15 protein-coding genes are annotated in these 18,770 nt (G+C 60.3%); 6 read left to right on the top strand and 9 right to left on the bottom strand.

What is annotated here, in order from left to right; all coding sequences use genetic code 11:
* Window positions 1–413: 413 nt before the first annotated feature.
* The 7 genes from IEY47_RS05970 to IEY47_RS05940 all read right to left on the bottom strand — a co-directional run bounded on the left by IEY47_RS05970 (window position 414) and on the right by IEY47_RS05940 (window position 9,029).
* A complete protein-coding gene (locus IEY47_RS05970) occupies window positions 414–1,115 on the bottom strand; it encodes a response regulator (protein ID WP_188982235.1) in 702 nt (233 codons plus the stop codon).
* A 1-nt stretch (window position 1,116) separates the two neighbouring features.
* A complete protein-coding gene (locus IEY47_RS05965) occupies window positions 1,117–3,750 on the bottom strand; it encodes a DUF4118 domain-containing protein (protein ID WP_188982234.1) in 2,634 nt (877 codons plus the stop codon).
* On the bottom strand, window positions 3,747–4,337 hold the full coding sequence (gene kdpC, locus IEY47_RS05960; RefSeq protein WP_188982233.1) for a potassium-transporting ATPase subunit KdpC: 591 nt from the start codon (window positions 4,335–4,337) through the stop codon (window positions 3,747–3,749). The genes IEY47_RS05965 and kdpC overlap by 4 nt, the downstream gene beginning before the upstream one ends.
* Window positions 4,338–4,348: 11 nt before the next feature.
* A complete protein-coding gene (gene kdpB / locus IEY47_RS05955; protein WP_188982232.1) occupies window positions 4,349–6,400 on the bottom strand; it encodes a potassium-transporting ATPase subunit KdpB in 2,052 nt (683 codons plus the stop codon).
* A gap of 12 nt (window positions 6,401–6,412) precedes the next feature.
* On the bottom strand, window positions 6,413–8,107 hold the full coding sequence (kdpA, locus tag IEY47_RS05950; protein ID WP_188982231.1) for a potassium-transporting ATPase subunit KdpA: 1,695 nt from the start codon (window positions 8,105–8,107) through the stop codon (window positions 6,413–6,415).
* A gap of 6 nt (window positions 8,108–8,113) precedes the next feature.
* Complete coding sequence (gene kdpF / locus IEY47_RS05945) at window positions 8,114–8,203, bottom strand: K(+)-transporting ATPase subunit F (protein WP_188982230.1); 90 nt, start codon at window positions 8,201–8,203, stop codon at window positions 8,114–8,116.
* 199 nt (window positions 8,204–8,402) lie between these two features.
* Window positions 8,403–9,029 (bottom strand): hydrolase, encoded by a 627-nt coding sequence (locus tag IEY47_RS05940; protein WP_188982229.1) that lies wholly within the window; start codon window positions 9,027–9,029, stop codon window positions 8,403–8,405.
* 197 nt (window positions 9,030–9,226) lie between these two features.
* On the opposite strand from IEY47_RS05940, the gene IEY47_RS05935 reads away from it, so the two are divergent.
* Both IEY47_RS05935 and IEY47_RS05930 read left to right on the top strand, forming a co-directional pair.
* A complete protein-coding gene (locus IEY47_RS05935) occupies window positions 9,227–10,123 on the top strand; it encodes a LysR family transcriptional regulator (protein ID WP_188982228.1) in 897 nt (298 codons plus the stop codon).
* 175 nt (window positions 10,124–10,298) lie between these two features.
* Complete coding sequence (locus IEY47_RS05930; protein ID WP_188982227.1) at window positions 10,299–11,540, top strand: DUF1835 domain-containing protein; 1,242 nt, start codon at window positions 10,299–10,301, stop codon at window positions 11,538–11,540.
* A gap of 16 nt (window positions 11,541–11,556) precedes the next feature.
* Here IEY47_RS05930 and IEY47_RS05925 read toward each other — a convergent pair whose 3' ends face one another.
* Together IEY47_RS05925 and IEY47_RS05920 are read right to left on the bottom strand one after the other, a co-directional pair.
* Window positions 11,557–12,453 (bottom strand): DMT family transporter, encoded by an 897-nt coding sequence (locus IEY47_RS05925; RefSeq protein ID WP_188982226.1) that lies wholly within the window; start codon window positions 12,451–12,453, stop codon window positions 11,557–11,559.
* 140 nt (window positions 12,454–12,593) lie between these two features.
* Window positions 12,594–12,893, bottom strand: a complete 300-nt coding sequence (locus tag IEY47_RS05920; RefSeq protein ID WP_188982225.1) for a hypothetical protein — start codon at window positions 12,891–12,893, stop codon at window positions 12,594–12,596.
* Between the two features lie 430 nt (window positions 12,894–13,323).
* Between IEY47_RS05920 and IEY47_RS05915 the strand changes: the two genes are divergently transcribed.
* From IEY47_RS05915 to IEY47_RS05900, 4 genes are all read left to right on the top strand, one after another.
* Window positions 13,324–14,142, top strand: coding sequence for an alpha/beta fold hydrolase (locus IEY47_RS05915; RefSeq protein WP_188982224.1), 819 nt, complete (start codon window positions 13,324–13,326; stop codon window positions 14,140–14,142).
* A 444-nt stretch (window positions 14,143–14,586) separates the two neighbouring features.
* Window positions 14,587–15,147 (top strand): antibiotic biosynthesis monooxygenase, encoded by a 561-nt coding sequence (locus IEY47_RS05910; RefSeq protein WP_188982223.1) that lies wholly within the window; start codon window positions 14,587–14,589, stop codon window positions 15,145–15,147.
* Between the two features lie 166 nt (window positions 15,148–15,313).
* Window positions 15,314–17,152, top strand: a complete 1,839-nt coding sequence (locus IEY47_RS05905; RefSeq protein ID WP_188982329.1) for an amidohydrolase — start codon at window positions 15,314–15,316, stop codon at window positions 17,150–17,152.
* A gap of 19 nt (window positions 17,153–17,171) precedes the next feature.
* Entirely contained in the window at window positions 17,172–18,755 is a 1,584-nt protein-coding gene (locus IEY47_RS05900; RefSeq protein WP_188982222.1) for an MFS transporter, read from the top strand.
* The last annotated feature ends 15 nt before the right edge of the window (window positions 18,756–18,770 follow it).

Genomic DNA, 18,770 nt, shown 5'->3' with positions numbered 1-18,770 from the left:
ACCCGGTACTACTGCTGGCGCGGTTTGAAGGTGATTACGGGCTTCAAAAAACACGCAATCGATACGGCGGTTTGACGGTTACTGACATAACGGCATTGCTTAACGAATGCCCTGCTATTTCCTGCCTTATATTGTCACCGAGTTGTTGGTCCAGATGACTAGCACCGCGACAGGATCGTCCATGAGCAGCGTTAACGCAACCTCTCTAGGACGAGCATTCCATCAAATTGAGTCATTTGTGTGTCAGCGCGGCGGGCGAGCAGAACGGGATCGTTCCAGAGATGCTTGAGCCCAACGTCGATCGGAGCGTTTTGGACAGCATCTGCTCATTCGTAAGGCCAATCGTTCGAGTCGCTGAGCTTGCTTGGAAGAGAGTCCGCACGGGCACAGATGGACATGGACGACGCTTTGATTCATGGCTCTGCGTCGAGTAATCGATAACCCACACCTGCCTCGGTCTTGATGAAGGTCGGCTCTGTCGGTGGGTCGCCGAGTTTTTGTCTCAGGCGTCCCACGACGATCCGGAGGTAATGGTTATCGTGGGCATGAGACGCCCCCCAAACGCTTCGCAGCAATTGCTGCTGTGTCACGATGCGGCCTTGGTGTTGGGCGAGCAGGGCGAGTACTCCATACTCTTTACGCGTCAGGTTGATTTCTTCACCGGCCAGCCTGACTTGGCGCTTAGCCAGCTGGATCCGCAGTGGGCCCCGCTCAATCGTCGGATCGGCGCCTCGATTTGCGTGGGACGCGCGCAGTAATACGCGTACGCGTGCAAGTAGCTCTTGGATACCGAACGGTTTCGTCACGAAGTCATTGGCGCCGAGGTCGAGCGCTGCGACCTTGGTATCCTCGCCACTTCGAACGGATAGCATCAAAACCGGTGCGTTACTCCACGACCGGAGTTCCTGCAACACGTCTTGCCCATCCATATCCGGCAGCCCGAGATCCAGTATCACCAGGTCAGGCGTGTAGTTAGCAGCGGCTGCAATACCTTCAGCGCCATTTGCCGCTTCGACGATTTGGTAGCCCTGTGTCGCCAGGCTGATCCTGAGCAGCTTACGGATTTGGTTTTCGTCGTCGACCACAAGTATTCGCGCTCGCGGCACATGGCTCATCTCAGTCGTCCTGCGCGGGTTGAGGGGATATTGGCAAGTACATCGAGATAGTCGTTCCACGCGCATCTGGGCCGTCGGAAACGGCAACACGGCCACCATGCGCGCCTAACATTCCTTGGCAAATGGCCAAGCCTAAGCCTGTCCCTTTTCCGCCTCGATCACCACGCGCTGCGGTGTAGAACATATCGAATACGTCCTTACGCTCCTGGGGTGGGATCCCAGGGCCCTGGTCCGTTACTGCAAAGCAGAGCTCGTTTCCCTCCTGCGCGACATTGATCGATATCACGCCGAGACTAGGCGAGAACCGAGCAGCGTTCTCTAGAACGTTGACGAGTGCTTGTTCAATCAACGCCGCATGGACGTGTATCAAAGGCACGCTATCCGCAATGTCGCATTTCACCGTCAGGCCAGTGAGAACCGACCGCAAGCGCGTCAGGGCGCTACTGACGATATCGCCGGGAGCTGCCCAATCTCTTGCGAGCTTGAGACCGCCATGTCCAAGTCGGGTCATGTCGAGGAGATTCTGGATGTAGCGGTCGAGTCGTTCCGCCTCGTTTCGTGTGCCTTCCAACAGCTCGGTTCGGTCATCTTCCGAGATGGCGTTGCCCAATGTCAGGAGGCTGTCGATCGAGCCGCGCATCGCGGTTAGCGGCGTCCGCAGATCATGTGAGACGGACGCCAGCAATGCGCTGCGAAGCTGTTCGGTCTCGCCATGCAGACGTGCAGCCTCGAGATCTTCGGCGAGGCGGGCTCGTGCCAATGCCTGTCCCAGTGGTTGTGCAAGCGACTTCAACAGCCGGTTCAGGTCGGGTGGAATGTGATCTTCGGTACTCCCCCTCGCACCCAGGATCGCGAGTGTTCCTTCGTCCCCCAAAAGCGGAATCCACAGCCAGCTACAGTTTGGGAGCGTATCGGTGCCCAATCCGGCGGGCTCTTCGTGTTTCCAGGCCCAATCGGCAGCGGCGCGGTCCTGCTCGGAAAGACGCAGGTCTCCGCCATCTTCGATGTGCCAGTTACCGCTTTTATGGCGCGTCATGACCAGCGTGCTTAGCGGCTGCCGCTCTTCCAGGTATTGCTTTGCACTGCTAAGAATGGCCGCTTTGTCCGTGGCGGCGGTCAAGCGCCTGGAGAACTCAAGAACCGCCACCGTTTCGCTCTGCGTCTCGCGCAAACTTTTCAATTGCCGGCGCAAGCGCGAAGCCAGGTTTCCCGTCAGCGTCGCCATGAACAGGAAGAAGAACAGTGACAGGACATCCTGCTCGCGGTTGATCGTGAACGAGTAGGTCGGCTCGATGAAGAACCAGTTGTAGGCGAGAAAGGAAAGGGCGGCGCACGCCAACGCAGGGCCAAGGCTACTGCAAACGGCGACGGTCAATACTGCAGAGAGAAAGACGAGCGAGACATTCGGCAGCTCAAGGACTTTGGATAACAGCATCGCTATCGCGGTCGCCCCGGCGCTAGAAGCGGCTGCCAGCACGTAGTGTGTCCACTCCGCTGAACGCTGCGTGTAGCGAAGCCTTGGCATCGGCTCCGCGCCAACGTCGAGGATGCTGACCTCGAGGCCATCGCTGTGGGCCAACAGGCGGTTAGCGAGAGTGCGCGACGACCACATACGGGGCCTTCCGCGTGCGATCAGAATCAAACTCGCACGTCGTTCGTGTGCATGCTCGGTCAGCGTTCGAGCAGGATCGCCACGTAACGTCACGACTTCGCCCCCAAGCCGCTCCGCCAATTGGCACGCGGCTTGGAGCCTTACCCGTGCCGGCTCGTCCATGGCGCGGCCGTCATCGACATGAACCGCAGACCAGGGTAGATGCCGCCGCTCGGCGACACGGCTTGCATGACGAACCAACGCTGCAGCGGAACTGCCTCCGTGGATACCAACCAGCAAACGCCCGCGCACTGCTGGCAAAGGCTCTCCGAGCAGGTTGGCACGCTTGTCGAGATCGGCCTCGACGCGGGCCGCCGCCGTCTGCATCGCCAGTTCACGCAACGCCGTCAGGTTGGTCTGGCTGAAGAACGCATCGATGGCGGCGCGCGCCTGTTCGGGTACGTACACCTTGCCCTCGCGCAGGCGCTCGAGGAGTTCACGCGGAGGAAGATCGATAAGCAGGATTTCGTCGGCGTCCTGAATAACCCAATCTGGAACCGTTTCGCGTACCTTGATGCGAGTGATGTCGTGGATACGGTCGTTCAAGCTCTCCAGATGCTGGACGTTGATGGTCGAATAGACATCAATGCCTGCGGACAGCAACTCCTGAACGTCTTGCCAGCGCTTGGTGTGTCGGCTGCCCGGTGCGTTGGTATGCGCCAACTCATCAACGAGCGCGAGCTGCGGCGTCGAAGCCAACAACCCGTCCAGATCGAGTTCGGCGAGCTGCAGTCCTCGGTAGGGGACCGCGCGTACGGGTTGTTGCGGCAGGCCGGCGACGAGCGCTGCGGTTTCACTGCGCCCATGTGTTTCAACGACGCCCACGCGCACGTCCACACCTAACTCGCGCTGGCGATGCGCCGCTTGGAGCATTGCGTAGGTCTTGCCAACTCCGGGAGCGGCGCCGAGAAACACCTTTAGCCTGCCGCGCCCTTCACGCGGCAGGTCCGCAAGCAGGGCATCCGCGCGCCGGGAGCTGTTCACGGCGTGTTGTCCTCGTTGCCCAGTGCCGAAATCGCTAGGTTGAGCTGCAGGACGTTAACCACATCCGGCCCGATAGGGGAGCGTTGCGTCAATCGATCGACTTCTCCCGCGATGACCGAGGGGGCCAGTTTCCGTGCGCGGGCGACACGTTCGGTCTGAAACTGGACCGCTGCGACCGGCAAGTCTGGGTCCAGCCCACTACCTGAGGTTGTCACCAGGGCCAACGGGACCGGCGTTTGGGCGCCGACGCTCAGACGCGCTGCATCCTTAGCGATGCGTTCGACCAGTGCTGGATTGCTGGCTGCCATATTGCTTGCCCCGCTGGAGACGGTGGCGAAATCTCCCGCGGACGGCCGGGAGTGGAACCACTCCTCACCCTCGAAGCGTTGCGCTATCAGAATGCTTCCCCGGACGACTCCCTGATCGTCACGGATAAGGCTTCCATTGGCTTGTTCTGGAAACAATGCCTGACCTATTGCCGAGACCAATACCGGATAGCCAAAGCCGGTAATGAGCGTCATCAGCACGATGATCGCGAGGGCAGGGCGCAGGTATGAGAACCCGTTATGGCGGTTCGTGTCGTGCATGGCGTTCATCCTCAAACCAATCCCAAGGCGACCAACAGAATGTCGATCAGTTTGATACCAATGAATGGCGCAATGAGGCCGCCCAATCCATATATCAGCAGGTTGCGGCGAAGCAGGCTGGCCGCGTCGGAGGCCTGGACTCTCACGCCCCGCAAGGCGAGCGGAATCAAGGCGACGATGATCAGTGCGTTGAAGACGATGGCCGACAAGATCGCACTCTGCGGGCTGTGCAGGTTCATCAGGTTCAATGCGCCAAGCTGCGGATAGATTCCGGCGAACAGTGCAGGCAGGATGGCGAAGTATTTAGCGACATCGTTCGCCACGGAAAACGTCGTTAGCGCGCCACGCGTTACCAGCAACTCCTTGCCGACCTGCACCACGTCCAGCAGTTTGGTCGGATCAGAGTCCAAGTCGACCAGGTTCGCTGCTTCGCGCGCAGCCTGCGTACCGTCGTTCATGGCAAGTCCGACGTCGGCCTGTGCCAATGCGGGCGCATCGTTCGCACCGTCTCCACACATCGCTACGAGCTTTCCTTCGGCCTGCTCACTTCGGATGCGCTGCAGTTTCTTTTCGGGTGTCGCTTCTGCGATCACATCGTCCACGCCAGCTTCAGCAGCGATCGCCGCGGCAGTCAGCGGGTTGTCACCCGTCACCATGACGGTACGTATCCCCATGCGGCGGAGCTCGGCAAAGCGTTCGCGAATGCCTGGTTTCACGACATCCTTGAGGTGAATGGCACCCAGTAGCTCACGGTCTACGGCAACGAGTAGCGGAGTACCGCCACTTTGAGAGATTTGCTCGACTTCCCGAGCCAGAACGTCGGGCATCTGCGCTTGGGACATGTCGAGCCACGCAAGGACTGCACCAACGGCACCTTTCCGGTATTGGCGACCGTTCCAGTCCACCCCGGAAAGACGCGTTTCGGCGCTAAAAGGAATGGCATGCAGCGCTTCGCGTGGCGGCGTCTCGATGGGCTGCAGGTTGCGCAGGTACTCCACGATCGACTTGCCTTCGGGCGTGTCATCAGCCAGCGAAGCAAGCATTGCGGCTTCCGAAAGAGCCGGCGTCGTGACGCCCGGCGCCTTGAATAGCGCACTGCAGCGGCGATTACCGAACGTGATCGTACCGGTCTTGTCGAGGAGCAGCGTATGAACGTCACCCGCGGCTTCCACAGCACGACCGGATTTTGCGATCACGTTGAGCCGCACGAGGCGATCCATGCCGGCAATGCCGATCGCCGACAGGAGCCCGCCAATGGTCGTGGGTATCAACGTGACCAACAGTGCGGCCAGGTAGACGATGGGAAGATCACCACCGGCATAACGGGCGAACGGTTGGAGGGTCGCGACGACCAGCAGGAAAATGAGCGACAGGCCGATCAGCAGGATGTCCAGCGCCACTTCGTTCGGTGTTTTTTGACGCTTAGCGCCTTCGACGAGTGCGATCATCCGGTCGAGTGTGGATTCGCCAGGGTTGCTGCTGATGCGCACAATCAATGAGTCCGACACCACCTGGGTATTGCCGGTCACGGCAGAGCGGTCGCCGCCCGATTCGCGTATTACCGGTGCAGACTCACCCGTGATTGCCGCCTCGTTAACGGCCGCTACGCCCTCAATTACCTCGCCGTCGCCGGGTATGGAATCGCCTGCAACTATTCGCACCACATCACCGCGTCGTAGTTGGTTCGCCGGCACTGATTCATAGCTTCCAGTCGCCGTTCGGCGCTGGGCCGTTAGCCCCTCGCTGCCTGATTTCAGGCTGTCCGCGCGGGCCTTGCCTCTGCCTTCTGCCAGCGCTTCGGCGAAGTTGGCAAACAGGACTGTAAACCAGAGCCACAATGCGATTTGGACTGAAAAGCCCGTACTTACCAGTGGGTTTTGCACGACGCACAACACCGTTGTGACGACAGCAGTGAGCTCGACAGTCAGCATCACGGGTGAGCGGACCAGCTGCCGGGGGTCAAGCTTGGTGAACGCCTGGATCAGAGCAGGCTTCCAGGGCGTGGGCGACACTGGAGTAGTCACCGGGTTGGCACGTGCGGGTGCCGGGGTATGAATAGTCATGGTCTCTCCGTCTTACAGGGCCGAGGCAAAGTGTTCAGCCAATGGGCCCAGCGCGAGGGCAGGGAGGAAGGTCAGGCCACCGACCAGCAGGATCGTCAGTGTGAGCAGCGTGACGAATAACGGGCCGTGGGTTGGAAAACTATTCGGTCCGAGGGGCGAGCGTGTTTTGGCGGCCAGGCTTCCGGCGATGGCCAGCACGGGCAGGATGTAGCCGAAACGCCCAAGCAGAATCGCCAAGCCCTGCATGAGATTGTGGTAGGGCGTATTAGCGCCGAACCCGCCGAAGGCCGAGCCGTTGTTGGCAGTGGCTGAGGTGTAGGCATAGAGCACTTGGCTCAAGCCATGCGGCCCAGGTGCACTAATGGCCGACGCCGGGCTCGCAAAGCTCACGGCGAGTGCACAAAAGACCAGCACGCCGATCGGCATGACCACCAGCGTTGCGACAAGCAGACGGACCTCGCGAGCCTCCAGTTTTTTCCCCAGGTATTCCGGCGTGCGCCCAATCATCAAGCCGGCCAGGAACACCGCGATCATTACGAAAAGAAGCATCCCGTAGAGGCCGGCACCAACCCCACCGAAGATGACTTCACTGAGCATCATGTTGAACATCGCGACCATGCCGGCTAGCGGACTCAAGCTATCGTGCATGGCATTCACCGAGCCGTTCGACGCCGCCGTTGTAGCCGCCGCCCATAGCACCGAAGCGGTGACACCAAAGCGACTTTCCTTGCCTTCGAGCGACCCCGCTTGCTCGATCGGGAGGTTGGCGTAGCTCGGTGCAGGCTCATGTTCTGCGTAGAGCGCGGCGCCCAAACCGATCACGAAGACCACCAGCATGCTGGCCAGCAGCGCACGGCTCTGACGTAGATCCTTAACGTAGTGGCCGAAGGTGAAGAGCAGCGCAGCGGGAATCAACAGAATGGAGACCAGCTGGAAAAGGTTGCTCCAAACGGTTGGATTCTCGAACGGGTGCGCCGAATTGACGCCAAAGAAGCCGCCGCCGTTGGTGCCGAGTTGCTTGATGGCGATCTGACTCGCCGCCGGCCCCAATGGAATGGTTTGTTCCTGTCCCTCGAGCGTCGTGGCGTGCACATAGGGGTCGAGCGATTGGGGTACGCCCTGCCAGATCAGAAAGAACGCCAAGATCATGCTCAAGGGGACCAGGCAATACAGGACGGCGCGAGTGAGGTCGACCCAGAAATTGCCGATAGTCCCTGCCGTGCGGCGCGTGATGCCCCGTGCAAGCGCCACGATCACCGCCAATCCCACCGCTGGGCTGACAAAATTCTGTACGGCCAACCCGGCCATTTGCGTCAGGTAGCTCATTGACGCTTCGCCGCTGTACGCCTGCCAATTGGTATTGGTCATGAAGCTTGCAGCCGTGTTGAACGCTAGCGTCCACTCGAGACCCGGCAGGCCTTCAGGGTTAAGTGGCAAAGCGCCTTGGGCAATCAGCAAGGAAAAGACTGTCAGTAAGCTAAGGGCGCTAAACACCAATACGGAGCCTGCGTATTGTTTCCAGCTTTGTTCTCGTTCCGGTGTCACGCCTGCACAGCGATAGATGCCGTATTCGATTGGGCCGAGGATGGGTTTCAGCCAGGTCCTTTCGCCTTCCATCGCGCGGTGAACGAAGCGCCCCAGCCAAGGGGCTGGTATCAGTACTAGGGCGAAGAATGCCACGATCAGACAATAGTCTTGCCAAGCCATGGTGCGTCACTCCCTTCCCGCGTTGAGCAACGCGTACAGCAGATAGAGGAAGAGACCCACCGCCATGAGCAGTGATAGGCCATCGAGAAGGTTCATTTTCCACTCCTTGAGTGCGGCTGATGTCGCGTAGTGGAAAGTCTCGACTCTGACGGGATAAAAATTCGATTCCGATTTAGGGGTAAGCGCGTAAAAAAAATATAAGTTTGGCGCTGGGACACTGGTGAAAGGAGGCGGCTGCAGCGGCAGTCGCCTCCTTGTTTGGCTGTCAGCTAAGGGGCGGAAGCACCGTCGCTATTCAGACAGCCTTCTCCACGTTGAAGCCATCAAAGTTCTCGAATACGCCCATGAACCCTGGGACCGTCGCTTCCCGCGCCCAGTCACGCTGCAGTTCGCAGTACATCTGTACCCTGCTGATAAGCTGCGCGCCGGCTTGTTCGATACGGCGCAATGCCGCTTCGTGCGCGGCTAAGGAGGTTCCACCGACCGCATCGACTGGCACATAAACCTCGAAGCCTTCCCGAATTGCATCCAGCACAGGGAATGTGAGGCATGCCTCGGTCCAGAGTGCGGTCATGATCAGCTTGCGGCGGCCACAGGCTTTGACGGCTTGCTTGAATTCAATGTCTTCCCAACTGTTAATTGAGGTCCGGTCGTACGTCGGCAGATGGCCGAGGACGTCTTGCAATTGTTGGATCGGCGGCTTGTTGCGGCCGGTAGCGACATTGACTGTGGAGTGAATGATTGGAAGGTCGTAGTTCACGGCGGCCTTCGCCACGCTGGTGATGTTGAAGACCAATTCGTCGCGCGGCATGGAACGGATCGAGGCGACCTGGATCGGCTGGTAATCGATGATGATCAACGCCGAATTGTTTGGCGTTAGGAGTTGGTCGGTGTACGCGTTGCGGACGGTCTCGCTCGTCATCGTCTTGTCCTTGTTGTGGATGTGAAGCACGGTTGTTCATGGGCTAGCTATCGCTTGTCATCAGGCGACGATCGCGGCGCCGGCACTGCTATAAGCCAAGGCGGGACCTCTCCTGTGCGACGCATTCTGCTGTCCCAGTTAACGGGCTGGTAGTAGCATTCCCCGGCCAGCTGTGTCGCGTAACGGGGAACGCCAGATTGGATATCGAAGAGCTGCTTACCTTCGTCGAGGTTGCGGATGCGGGTGGCGTTTCGGCCGCCGCGCTTAGGCTTGGCGTGTCGAAGTCGATCGTCAGCCGCCGATTAGCGCGACTAGAGGCGGAACTGGGCGTGCAGTTGCTGGCCCGTACTACGCGGGGCGCCGCGCTGACCGAGGCGGGCGCGACCTTCCGTGACCATGCGGCCAGGGCATGTGCCGAGATGGAGATGGCCCGTGAGTCAATCCTGCCTGCTGGCGCGCTACGCGGAAGACTACGGGTGGCGGCACCGCTGTCCTTCGGGCCGACCCACTTTGCCCCGGTATTGGCAGAAATGGCGCGTCGGCATCCGTTGCTGCACATCCAGACGTGCTATAGCGATCGCTTCGTCGATCTCATTGCCGAGGGGTTCGATTGTGGAATCCGGGTCGGCTATCTGCCGGACTCCAACCTGGTCGGCAGGCGAATTGGCCCGATCAAGGTCACGCTCGTAGCAAGCCCCGCGTATATCGACAGCCACGGCGCCCCCAGTCACCCAGCGGAACTCGTTGCTCATCAAGCCTTGATGCAAAACACGGAGGCGTGGCAGTTCATGGATGGCGACAAGGTCATCTCTGTCCGCCCTCAAGGACGTTTCAAGGCGGACAATGGTGTCGCGCTGGTCGCTGCCGCAGCGGCGGGGCTGGGCGTTGCGTATTTGCCTGACTGCCTCACTCATGACCGGATTGCCAGCGGGTCATTGGTCTCGATCATGACGGCCTACCCACCGCCGCCGGCCGCAGCTTACCTGGTTCGCCCGCCTGGGCAACATCCGGCACAGAAGATCCGGGTGCTGGCTGAGTTGCTCATCGACTATTTCGGCAAGTCTCCCCACTTTGCGGGCCCCACGCATACCTGATGGTTGCGATCCGCAATCGCCAATTTTGCTTCCGTCCGTGCTGAACGGTAAAGTTAGCCGCTCAGGCGTTTGCTGCGCCCGCGGTCCGCGCGAAGGGGTTCCCCAAAGCATGTCTTCTGAACGTTTCATACCAGCTCCCGGCTTGTCGGCGGACCGAGCCCTGTAAGGAGTTGGCATGCCTGCCGAAAACGAACCCCGTCACCACGGTCTGCTCGATGTGCCTGCGCTGCGCAAGCGCGCAAAGCGTCTTCTGAAAGCACTGAAAAACACCGAAGCTAACGACGCTCGCGCGCAGTTGCGCGTGCTTGGCGTGCCCGGCCCGGATTATCGACTTGCCGACACTCAATGGTTGGTCGCCCGTGAAGCCGGATTCGCCAGCTGGCCCAAATTGATCGGCCATGCGGACAGCGTTGCCTTCACCGCACGCCATCCGGGATTCGCTGATCCTGGCGAAGCGACGGTTCAGCACTGGCGGTGCGGTAACGATATCGAGCACCGGCTACGTATCGCTGGCTTTTCGGGCTCATTTCATATGTTCGACGACCCCATGGTAATGGGGCCGGTACCCGCGCTGCCCGAGGATGACTACTGGGGGGTGCGCGCCGACTTCGCGGCCCGTGCATTTGGGCTACCGCTTAGCGATATACAGCAGCGCCAAGCCCGGCAGCGTGAGGCGCTGGCCCAGTTGGATGGGGATAGCGAGCTCGTGCTGTGGTGCGAAGCCGACGCATACGATCAACTGTTTCTCGTCCGTCTGTTGGCTAGCCTTCCCGCAATGCCCCGAAGACTCGAACTGATCGAGACCGACAGCGTGCCTGGGGTGGAACGATTCATTGGCATCGGTCAGCTAGCTCCCGAGCTGCTTGCCTGGCTTTGGCCCCAACGGCGCACCCTTGGTGAGGACGCCTTAGCGGTAGGGCGCGAAGCGTGGGCCGCTTACACCGCAGCCGATCCAAGCGATTGGGCTGTCCTTGCAAGACGGTTTCATCCACCACTTCCATTGCTCGGGCCCGCCCTCGCAAGGCAACTGCAGGAGCTACCCGGCGAACACGATGGGCTGAGTCTTACTCAGCGTCTAGCGCTGCGCATTCTTGCCGATCATGGCGAGTTACCCATCGCTAAGGTGTTCAGTCATTTGATGATGACCTACGAACCTCTACCGTACTTAGGCGACCTCATGTTCTATGCGTTGTTGCGCCCCCTGATCGATGCGCCGCACCCGCTGGTGAATGAACACCCCCAGGCGGACTGGCGAAAACGTGTAGTCCGAATAACTGCGGAGGGTGAACATGTGTTGAGTCGCCAGAAGAACTGGCTCGATTGCTTGCCCGCGAAGCGTTGGGTTGGCGGCGTTCTGATCGATCCAGACCGGTCGCCTTGGGTGGTCAGTGGAGCGGGCGAGGTCAGTCGTCGTTGATCAGCAGTCCTCGGCCTCAGTTTGCACTGGCTGTCTTTCGCCGCGGGCCAAGGATCGCGATAGCGATGCCGCCCAGGACCACCAATGAAGCAATGAGAAGGCGCATGGATATCGGTTCGCTGAGAAACAATACGCCACCTATCGAAGCAAGGATCGGCACACCCAGCTGAAGCGTTGCCGCGGTCTGCGCACCTAGCTTGCCCATGATCGAATACCACACGGCATATCCGGCGCCTGACGCAAGGACGCCGGATGCAATGGCGTAAAACACGCCTGAAGGGGTGAGCGACATGGCTCCTTGTACGAGTGCTACGGCCGCGGCCACGCCGATCAAAGGTAAGCTACGCACGAAGTTTCCGGCGGTGTCACCGATGGGGTTGACCGAGCCCTTGCCGAGTATCGAGTACGCGCCCCACGCCATGCCTGCGACGACCATCGCCAGGGCGCTCTTCAACGGCGGCGCATGACTGCCAGGAACCAGCAAGATGATCAACCCGCTAAACGCGATGAGCATTCCAATGACCACGGCGGCGCGGAGCTTTTCCCCGCTCTTCCACGCCAATGCAAACATTGTGAGTTGCACCGCTCCGAACAGGATGAGCGCGCCCGCACCTGCGTCCAGCTGTATGTAGGCCAGAGAAAAGAGGTAGGCATAGACGAACAGGCTGATGCCGCCGCGCCAGCTGCCTCCTGCTGGGCTCGTCCTACGCAATTGGAGTAGCAGCCATAAAAAAAGCGAACCGCCTAACAAGCGAATGGCGGTGAATGCCACAGGGTCGATACCGCCATCCTTAAGCGCCAGGCGGCAAAATAGCGAGTTGGCAGCGAACGCGCTCAGGCTGAACAGTGTGCTGCCCACCAGTAGCCATTGGCTGGAAGCGGGGTGGCGTACCCTTTTTCTGTTACCCGTCATTGCGCTGTTCTCACATCAGGAAATGGCCAGATAGAGGAGGGTATCGCAGCGCCTGTAGGCTACTCGATTCGCCCGCGCGCGTTGAAGTCATTCACGCCTAGCCAATACGTCGCGGTTGATATGAACGCGCGGTGGCAGGATTACTGATGAGTGTTGGTTCTCTCAGCGGGATAGAACTCGCCCGTTCTTCCCATCGCTTCTAGCCGCTCACGCGCGGTTATCTCGATACGTGCCACTGTGGTCTGGTCGTTAGGGTCGACAGGCTGCACGCACAAGCGCCGGACATTCTGATCATGTGTGCCTTCGCTGAGCATTTCGTGGGTAAAGACTTGCTCCTCACGCCACAGGCATAAAGGGCGGTTTCCGCCATGGAGCCATATCTCGTTGATCGCCCTGAGGTCAGTGATCGCGAGCTCATCCGCGGTAATCTTCTTGTCCATTGCGCTGTACCTTTTTAGCGAGTCCTTAAGGTCGGACTTATCAGCGCAGCAGGCTGTTCCCCGCAGCGACTGCTCGATCGCTGCCTAGGGGAACGATGGCGTAGACGTGATCGGACTTGGTCGCTTCGATTTATTGCATAGATGTGCTGGAACCGCTCGGTAGCGCTTTGCCACGACTAGGTACTCGACCGGTGTTTCGCGCCGCCGGGAGGAACGTCCGTCGCCATACGTGTGTCCGCGAAAAGCACATGGATGCAAGCGCGACGCGCACGCGGGTCGTCATAGTGGGGTCCACCGGTATCAGCGTGCCGTGCGCTGGCGCCGTCGAGTTCTCGACGGCATTCGCGGTCCGGCGGACGGCAATCTAGGCTATTCAGTCACTGGCTTAACACCAAGCGCGTTCTTCTTCCCAACTCGAGAGGTTGATTCCATGAGCACATTTACCACCCGCGATGGCGCCGAGATCTATTACAAAGACTGGGGCAGCGGCAAACCCGTGCTATTTAGCCACGGCTGGCCGCTGGACGCGGACATGTGGGAATACCAGATGCACTATCTGAGCAGCCGCGGTTACCGGACCATCGCGTTCGACCGCCGTGGCTTCGGCCGCTCCAGCCAGCCGTGGACCGGGTATGACTACGACACCTTCGCTGACGATATCCACGAGCTCATAGAGCACCTGGACCTTCAGGATGTCACCTTGGTTGGCTTTTCCATGGGCGGCGGTGACGTTAGCCGCTATATCGGTCGCCACGGCACCGCTCGGGTCGGAAAGCTGGCATTGTTCGGCGCGGTCACGCCGATCTTCGGCAAGGCAGAGGACTTCCCCGAAGGTGTCGATCAATCCGTATTCACGGGTATCAAACACGGCTTGCTACAGGACCGTGCGCAGTTCATCAGCGGCTTCGCCGCACCGTTCTACGGCACCGATAAAGGCCAGAAGGTGTCTGATGGCGTACTGAGTCAAACGCTCAATATCGCCTTGCTGGCATCGCTCAAAGCGACCGTGGATTGCGTCACAGCATTTGCTGAGACCGACTTCCGTGCGGACTTGGACAAGGTCGACGTGCCGACGCTGGTGATCCACGGTGACGCCGACGCCATCGTGCCGTTCGAAACGACCGGCAAGCTCGCTGCGCAACAGATCGAGGGCGCCGAATTGAAGGTCTACGAAGGCGCTCCCCATGGCTTTGCCGTGACGCATCAGCAACGCCTCAACGAGGATTTGCTTGCGTTCCTGGAGCGTTGATAACGCGCTCGCTGTAAGCCGTTGTATAGCCATTCCGCGTAGCGCGAGGCGCTACGCGATCGCTTGTGCGTAAGTGCAGTCACATGCGCTTCTCGCGCCGTTTTGAGCACCCTCGATCGCCACGGACCTGGTGTTGCGCCATGAGCACGGTTTTGTCGTGCGCGAAGGACCATTGCAGCTGGCGATCAACGTCGGTAGCGCTCAGGGCTCGGCCTGTGAGGGGCCGGCGCGCTGCGTCCAAGTCAGAACGTTTCCCGAATAGGCGTCCCACAATTGCGCTCCCGACGGCAGTAGCCAATGTCGGTGCGGGGAAGCGATCACAAAGATTGCCGTCCATGTAGTGGGTTCCATGTGAAAGGCATGCACGGAAAAAAGCACAGCGGTTCAATTTTCGCGCTCGGTTGGCAGGGATAGTGACGTCATTCCAATCTTGGGAGATTCGACGTGATCCGTGCGAACGGCGAAAAAACGGTGACGCTCGTGGTTGACCACGAAGTCCTGCCTAACCAGCAGGAGATCTACGAGCGATGGCTGAGTCGAGCCGTGACCACCGCAGGTCGGCAGAAAGGGCATCTTGACGTGAGTGTCATTCGCCCGGAGCACGCAGGCGGCAACTACGTCACCGTCATTCGTTTCGCGAGCGCGCGCTCCCTCGATGCGTGGGTGCAGTCAGACGAGCGAAAAGTACTGATTTCCGAGGTGCTGCCGCTGCTCGTATCAGGCGATCGCTACACCTCGCATGCCAGCCGCGAATTCTGGTTCACGCCCAAAAGTCCCGAAGCGACATCGCCACGATGGAAGCAGGCCGTGCTGACGTATGTCGTGATACTGCCATTGGCCACCGGCATTCCGTTGCTGTGGAGCCCGGTATTCCACCGTTATCCCGCACTGGGAAACGTGTGGGTGAGCAACATGATCGTCACCGTGTGCATCGTGCTTCCCGTGGTTTACCTGATCATGCCGTGGGCTACACGGCGTCTCGCCGGCTGGCTTAACGCGCGCTGACCGCCAACCCTCAACCGCACAGAAGAGAGCCGCAGACGTGAACAACGATCCGCAGGACCCCAAACGCCGCCAGATCGTCGCTGCCGGTACCGTACTCGGTGCCGCAGGTGCCCTTTGGTCCGCCCTTCCTTTCGCCGGTAGATCCGGCTTCGCATCAGGAGCGAACATGACCGCCGACCTCATCCTGTTCAATGGGCAATTCCATACGGTCGATCCGGAGCAACCACAGGCGACCGCCGTGGCGGTCAAGGATGGTCGTTTCTTGCTCGTGGGTAGCGATGCCGAAGCGATGACGACCCGCGGATCGACTACCCAAGTCGTGGACCTGAAAGGGCGGCGGGCAATACCTGGCCTTAACGACTCGCACCTGCATCTCATTCGAGGCGGCTTGAACTACAACCTCGAACTTCGTTGGGAAGGTGTCCCTTCGTTGGCCGACGCCTTGCGCATGCTCAAGGACCAGGCTGAGCGAACGCCTGCGCCCCAATGGGTGCGCGTGGTGGGGGGCTGGAACGAGTTCCAGTTCGCCGAAAAGCGCATGCCGACGCTTGCCGAAATCAACCAGGCGGCGCCTGACACGCCAGTGTTCGTTCTTCACCTCTATGACCGGGCGCTGCTCAATCGCGCTGCCCTCAGAGTCGTCGGGTACACCAAAGACACGCCAAACCCGCCGGGTGGGGAGATACAGCGCGACAGCAGTGGCGAACCGACCGGCATGCTCATCGCTAGGCCGAACGCCATGATTCTGTATTCGACCTTGTCTAAGGGCCCGAAGCTGCCGCTGGAGTATCAGGTCAACTCGACCCGGCAGTTCATGCGTGAGCTCAATCGCCTCGGCCTGACCAGTGCCATCGACGCAGGCGGCGGTTTCCAGAATTACCCGGATGACTACGAGGTGATCCAGGAGCTCGCGGACAAGGACCAGCTCACGGTCCGTATCGCCTATAACCTCTTTACCCAGAAGCCGAAGGAAGAACTCGCCGACTTCCAGAACTGGACACGCACCGTCACGTACGGGCAGGGCACGGATTACTTTCGGCACAACGGCGCAGGCGAGATGCTGGCGTTCTCGGCGGCCGACTTCGAAGACTTCCTCGAGCCGCGTCCGGATCTGCCGGCCCAAATGGAGGCAGACCTGGAGCCGGTGGTACGCCACCTCGTAGAGCATCGCTGGCCCTTTCGACTACACGCCACTTACGACGAATCCATTTCACGCATGCTCGACGTGTTCGAGAAGGTGAGCCGGGACATCCCGTTCAATGGTCTGCCCTGGTTCTTCGACCACGCCGAAACCATCACCCCGCGCAATATCGAGCGCGTGCGCGCTCTAGGCGGCGGGATCGCGATTCAGCACCGCATGGCGTTTCAGGGTGAGTACTTCGTGGACCGTTATGGCAAGGCAGCTGCTGAACAGACACCGCCTATCAAACGCATGCTGGCGGAGGGCGTTCCGGTTGGCGCCGGTACCGATGCCACCCGCGTCGCGAGCTACAACCCGTGGACGTCGCTGTATTGGTTGGTAAGTGGCAAGACGGTGGGCGGTATGGCGCTTTACCCCGAGGGGCTGTCGCGTGACGTTGCCCTGCAACTGTTCACTCAAGGCAGTGCGTGGTTCTCGAACGAGCAGGGCAAGAAAGGGCAGATCAGGGTTGGCCAGCTGGCTGACGTGGCGGTGCTTTCACGCGACTTCTTCACGGTCGAGGAGGAGGCCATCAAGCACCTCGAGTCGGTGCTGACCGTGGTAGGCGGGAAGATCGTCTACGGCGCAGGTGACTTCGATTCGCTTGGCGTCCCGCCATTGCCCGTCATGCCGGATTGGTCACCCGTTGCTCGTGTACCCGGTCACTGGAAGCCCACGGCACCGCTTCAGGCGGCTGTTCATCAATGTGTAGGGCCTTGCGCCGTGCATTCACACAGCCATGAACGTGCACGCTTGAGCAAGGTCCCGGTCAGCGACCATGCTGGGTTCTGGGGTGCGTTCGGCTGTTCGTGCTTTGCCTTCTGAGGTCGCGATGGACAGTGCCATGACGCAACGCACAGAGGGCCCTTGGGCGCCGCTGTCGAACCGGGTGTTTCGATGGCTCTGGCTGGCCAGTATCGCGTCGAACATCGGTACCTGGATGCATGAGGTCGGCGCGGGTTGGCTGATGACCTCGCTGTCCGCTAGCCCCCTCGCCGTTGCGATGGTTCAGGTGGCCAGCGCGCTACCGATGTTCTTCCTGGCACTGCCGGCCGGCGCGCTCGCGGACATCGTCGACAAACGCCGCTACTTGCTCTGGGTTCAGGCGTGGATGGCCTGCGTTGCGCTAACGCTTGCGGTATTGACCCTGACGGGATGGATGAGTGTACCGGTGCTGCTCATCCTGACGTTGTGCATGGGGATCGGCACGGCATTGATGATGCCGGCCTGGTCGGCTATCACGCCGGAGGTCGTCGCCAAGGAGGTATTACCGGCAGCGATCGCACTGTCGAGCCTGGGCGTCAATGTGGCCCGCGCCATCGGCCCGGCCCTGGCAGGATTTCTCGTCAGCTTAAGTGGGCCCTGGCTGACGTTCGCGCTAAACGCCATTTCATTCTTAGCGGTGATGGTCGCGTTGTTCTGTTGGAGAACCGAAACCGTGGCGCCGCTTCTACCGGCGGAGCGGTTCATGGGGGCGATCCGTGCGGGGTTTCGGTATGCCCGAAGCGCGCGGCCATTGCAGGCTGTTCTGCTGCGCACCGCAGCATTCTTTATCGGTGCGAGCGCAGGTATGGCGTTGCTGCCGATTCTGGTTCGCAAGGAGCTGCTTGGCACGGCTGCAGACTTCGGCATCTTGCTGGGGTGCGTCGGGCTCGGCGCGGTGGGCGGGGCGATGCTGCTGCCTACGCTGCGCCGGTTGATTTCGAACAGTGCGGTCGTCGCATTGGCCAGCTGCGCATACGCCTGCGTACTGTTCGCTCTGGCGGGGCTACGCGACTTCGCCGCACTCATTCCGGTGATGCTCGTCAGCGGAGCAGCGTGGATCGCCGTGTTGTCGAGCCTGCAAGTCGCGGCCCAGACGTCTGTTCCCACGTGGGTGAGGGCACGTGCCCTGGCAGTTTATATCTTGGTCTTTTTTGGCTGTAGCGCGTTGGGTGGACTCGTCTGGGGGGCGGTAGCCAGTCACTGGTCGCTGTCCATCGCGCTGACTGGAGGCGGGGCATTCTTGTTGCTCGGGGTGCTGCTCACCCTTGCCGTGAAGTTACCCATAACGGATGCGGACGATCTTGCACCTTCGATGCACTGGCCGGCACCTGTGCTCGATGAACACTACGACTGTGATCGCGGCCCGGTGATGGTGACCATCGACTACGACGTTCCATTGGAGAACGCGGACGTATTTCGGAATGCCATGCAGTTCGTGGGGGCCATGCGCCGCCGCAATGGATCGTTGTCCTGGGGGCTGATGCAAGACAGCGAGAATCCTCGGCTTTGGCACGAGTTCTTCTTTGACGAATCCTGGCTCGATCATCTTCGTCATCACGGCCGCGTGACCCGCGCAGAGCAACGCATCGAGGCCGCTGCTCGACAGTACATGACACTCGGTACCGAAGTCCGCATTCGTCATTTTCTTGGGAAGCCGGCCTGACTGGCGACCTATCTC

Origin of the sequence: Pseudomonas matsuisoli (assembly GCF_014647635.1) — a bacterium.
Taxonomy (GTDB): domain Bacteria; phylum Pseudomonadota; class Gammaproteobacteria; order Pseudomonadales; family Pseudomonadaceae; genus Pseudomonas_P; species Pseudomonas_P matsuisoli.
Note: the sequence above shows the minus strand (reverse complement) of the source record. Positions and strands in the feature narration are given on the sequence as shown.